The following is a 3,928-nucleotide window of genomic DNA, read 5'->3' as shown; positions in this document are numbered from 1 at the left end:
GAAAGATTCTTCAACGCACTTGAGAATGATACGAGCGACCTAACCGATGAAGACAAAATCTCCAGTATTCTGAGTTCGGAGTTTAATCAGAAGGAGAGAGAAACGCTTACAGGTGTCCTTGATTCTCTCTTTGGCGAAGTCACAAAAATGGTTGAAAACCCAAAAGAATACTTTTTTAGCAACGAGCAGGAGAAGCTGGACGAATATTTGAAAGAAAAGAACAAAAAAGTTGATAATCCTGACTGAAAAGGTGTATAATCCTTTCGTAGGGTTACTTCAGCGCAAAGTATTACCGGTGTTATGCACCGGTCTTTTTTTGTTGTTTGGAAACCAAAACCTTTGCAGCTGTTTTCCAGGGAAGGATTACGCACTTCGCTCTCATAGGATGTTCCTTCAACCCCTCAAAAAAAGCGGCATCACCTATTTTTGACCCATCATAATCCTCACCACGTATCATTTTCTCAAAATTCACAATTGTCGCAGCTGCTTCTTCAAGTGACTTACCTTCAAGAATCTCTGTCATGACTGCAGCTGACGCCTGACTTATCGCACAGCCTTCACCCTCAAATCCAATAGTATCTACAACTCCTCTTCCAATAATCAGATAAAGAGTGATCGAATCTCCACAAGAAGTGTTCGAACCTTCGACTGTGTAAGTGCAATCCTCTATCCGTCCTCGGTGGCTATTGTTCTTGAAGTGATACATTATGAAGTCGGAATATAGTTGCTCGAAGTTCATAAGAACCATCTCTCTGCCTTACTAATCCCTTCGATAAGTCTTTCCACATCTTCAACCGTATTGTAAAAGTAGAATGATGCTCGACAAGCCGAAGTAATGCCAAGAGCCTCCATCTGAAGTTGGGCACAGTGATGACCGCTCCTGATCGCAACTTCCTGAGTTCTTCCAAGGAATTCGGCCAGATCGTGAGAGTGTATATTCTTGTGAGAAAAGAGCAAGATCGCATGACTATCTGGCGGACTGTAAACAGTAACATTAGAGATCTGTTTTAGCATCTCTCTAGCGGTTTCTGTAAGATATGAAACGTGCTTATGTATCGCGGACATACCGATCTTGTTCAGGTATCTGCAGGCCGATGCAAGTGAAACGGCACCGGAAATGTTCTGTGTTCCGCCTTCCAGTCTGGAAGTTCTCTCCTTTGCGTAGCTCGAAGTCTCAATACTTACCCGATCTACCATACCGCCTCCGAATACAAATGGTGTGAGATCATCCAGGAGTTCTGCCCTACCAACAAGACAGCCAATTCCAGTTTCTGCAAGCATTTTGTGACCGGAGAAGACCAGAAAGTCCGAGTTGACCTTCTTGAAATCAAAGATCTCATGCGGAACCAGTTGAGCTCCGTCGATTACTATCAAACCGCCAAAAGAGTGGACAAGCTCAGTCAAATCTTCAAAAGGAGTTCTGTAGCCTGTGGCATTAATCAGTCCCCCAATAGAAAAGACAAACGGCGCCTCTACCCCAGTTAGGTTCTCTTCAACCTCTGTCATAGTCAACTCCGCCCCCATGATGGGCAAAGCCACGAACTTAATTTCATTCTTCAGGCCGTGAAACTGCCACGGAAGAAAGTTGCTGTGATGCTCGAACGTTGGGACTACAAAAGTTTTGTACCGACCGGAAGTACCCAGTGCATTTGCAATGATGTTCAGACTCTCTGTGGAGCCCTTTGTGAATATTAATTCGTCTCTTTCTGCTCCGATGAACCTGGCAACTTCGCTTCGACTTGATTCATAAAGAGCTGTCGATTTCTCCGCAAGTGGGTAGACAGCTCTGTGCACATTTGCATTTTCACGCTCGTAAAACCCCTTGACCGCATCAATTACACTTTGCGGCTTTTGAGCGGTCGCCGCGCTATCCAAATAGGCTAGTGACGGATAGTGTCGAAAGACAGGGAAATCCCTTCTGACTTCCTTGATGCTAATATCGGATGTCTCTTTCAAACTCATCTCTTACCACTCCCGAGTGGTCTGGGAAGATCTCATCGATTTCTCTTAAAGTCGGCTCAAACTTACCTTGAACGATGATGCTCATAGACTGGTCCCTTGTAAGTCCTCTCGACATAAGATAGAAGAGCTTCTGCGCGTCAATGGATCCCACAGTTGCTGCATGAAAAGCGTCGACTTGATTCTCTCCCACAAGAAGTGAAGGTATTGTATCAGCCCTTGCAGACTCGGATAGCATTAAGATGTTGCTGTGTTCGCTTCCCTTCACTCCTTTTGCTCCTCTCTTAATATCTATTGTTCCTCTGAAAACACTTCTACTGTTGTCAAGTAGTACACCCGACCCTGAAACTCTTCCCTCTGACCAATTTGCTCTGTGCCTAACAATATATTGCATATCAAGAACAGTATCACCTCTCGCCACAAAAAGAGGCATAAAAGATGCAAGAGCCCCCTCTCCTTCTAAAAGAGCCAAGTGAAAAGCCGCAGTTGACGCGTTGCCACAATTCACCTCAAATACCCTAAGCTTAGCGTTTTTCTCAAGAAGATACAGGTTATTGATGAAAACATGTCCCCTTTCAGTCACTCTATTTAGGACTAAAAGCTCTAAAGATGAGCCTTCCTTTATCAAGAACCTGTTGTTCTGAAGCAGCCAGTTTCCAAAACGTCCGCTATCGATTACTACTTTAAGACTCGAATTTTCTCCTAAGACAAACATATTGCTCGAAATCCTTGAATAACGGTTAAATGCAACTGAGTAAGATTTTTCCGCTGATTTGTTCGGAGGTATAGAAATCATTGATCCTTCGTTGAAGAAGATATCTCCTAGCAGAAGGATCTTTCTGTCAAGACCTTCAAAATCCAGTTTATCGAGAAGCTCTACCTCGTCGCTCTTCATCGAAATAAGTGGTCTGACAAAAGGATCTGAGTAAGACAAACTACGCCTTGGAGAGATTTCCGGCAATTTCATCCCGGTAAGCTTCAATCTTTTCCATGAGGGGAAGGCCAGCGTTCTATACTCTGAATACCTGTTACTCATGAAAGCCAACATCGCAGGCGAAGATGCCTCAGCCGAAATCAGAAAATCTCGGTTGTTGTAGTCCTTAATTGACAGTTCCTCTCTTCTGGTTGGTTTAACCATTTCGAAGTTTTCATGAACCAATTCCGTAGTCATTTCCATTGTTTCCACCTCATCCTATGCTGCTTTCCATTTCCGTGTCTATCAGTCTGTTCAGCTCAACTGCATATTCAACAGGTAGCTGATGTGAAACAGGTTCCATGAAACCTCTTACTATGATCGCTTTGGCTTCCGATTCACTTAAGCCACGACTCATAAGGTAGAAAATCTCTTCTTCTCCTAATCTTCCAATTCTGGCCTCATGACCGACTTCTGCAGCATTATTCATCACTTGGATTATTGGAACAGTATCTGCCCTTGATTCATTATCGATCATTAGAGCAGTGCACTTAACCGACGACCTTGAGTTCATTGCACTTCGAGAAATGTCCAAAAAACCTCGATAAAAGGCCCAGCCTCCACCCACGCTGATGCTTCTGGCATCAACCAGTGAACTTGTGTCTGGAGCCAGGTGAATCACCTTCGATCCTGTATCCATATGCTGACCGGGACCGGCATAGGTAATTCCAAGATGCTCAGCTCTGGCACCCCTGCCTCTTAGAACAGATGATGGATAGAGCATGGTCTTCATGCTTCCCAGTGAACCAGATATCCATTCCATCGTTCCGCCTTCTTCGACAATTGCCCTTTTGGTATTCAAGTTGTACGTGTTCTTGGACCAGTTCTGAATCGTAGAGTACCTGACCTTAGCATCCTTTAGAACAAAGATTTCTACCATGCCAACATGAAGATTGAGATCGTTGAATCTCGGAGCTGAACAGCCTTCTATGAACTGGAGATCGGAACCTTCATCTGCAATGATCAACGTGTGCTCAAACTGGCCACTGCTTTCCA

General features: G+C 44.2%; 5 protein-coding genes. 1 reads left to right on the top strand and 4 read right to left on the bottom strand.

Annotation, left to right across the window (positions count from 1 at the left end; translation table 11 throughout):
• Positions 1–246 (top strand): chromosome segregation protein SMC (locus tag BG32_RS15020; RefSeq protein WP_121527075.1); only part of this gene is annotated, 246 nt, incomplete at its 5' end.
• 52 nt (positions 247–298) lie between these two features.
• Here BG32_RS15020 and sufU read toward each other — a convergent pair.
• The 4 genes from sufU to sufB all read right to left on the bottom strand — a co-directional run.
• Positions 299–739 (bottom strand): Fe-S cluster assembly sulfur transfer protein SufU, encoded by a 441-nt coding sequence (sufU, locus tag BG32_RS15015; RefSeq protein WP_099771827.1) that lies wholly within the window; start codon positions 737–739, stop codon positions 299–301.
• The gene (locus tag BG32_RS15010; RefSeq protein ID WP_121527074.1) at positions 736–1,962 is read right to left on the bottom strand and encodes an aminotransferase class V-fold PLP-dependent enzyme; all 1,227 of its coding nucleotides are present in this window, start codon (positions 1,960–1,962) and stop codon (positions 736–738) included. Before BG32_RS15010 ends, sufU begins: the two co-directional genes overlap by 4 nt.
• Positions 1,934–3,136, bottom strand: coding sequence for a SufD family Fe-S cluster assembly protein (locus BG32_RS15005; protein WP_121527073.1), 1,203 nt, complete (start codon positions 3,134–3,136; stop codon positions 1,934–1,936). Before BG32_RS15005 ends, BG32_RS15010 begins: the two co-directional genes overlap by 29 nt.
• 10 nt (positions 3,137–3,146) lie before the next feature.
• The coding region (sufB, locus tag BG32_RS15000; RefSeq protein WP_121527072.1) for a Fe-S cluster assembly protein SufB at positions 3,147–3,928 on the bottom strand (782 nt) is incomplete at its 5' end.

It is taken from the genome of Mesotoga sp. HF07.pep.5.2.highcov (assembly GCF_003666285.1).
Lineage (GTDB): Bacteria > Thermotogota > Thermotogae > Petrotogales > Kosmotogaceae > Mesotoga > Mesotoga prima.
The sequence above is the reverse complement of the archived record's forward strand: the minus strand, read 5'-3'. Positions and strand labels throughout refer to the sequence as shown.

What these genes read in the sequence shown, in the direction of transcription:
- sufU (WP_099771827.1), bottom strand. Translation starts at nt 739, where the DNA reads ATGAACTTCGAGCAACTATATTCCGACTTCATAATGTATCACTTCAAG.
- BG32_RS15010 (WP_121527074.1), bottom strand. Translation starts at nt 1,962, where the DNA reads ATGAGTTTGAAAGAGACATCCGATATTAGCATCAAGGAAGTCAGAAGG.
- BG32_RS15005 (WP_121527073.1), bottom strand. Translation starts at nt 3,136, where the DNA reads ATGGAAATGACTACGGAATTGGTTCATGAAAACTTCGAAATGGTTAAA.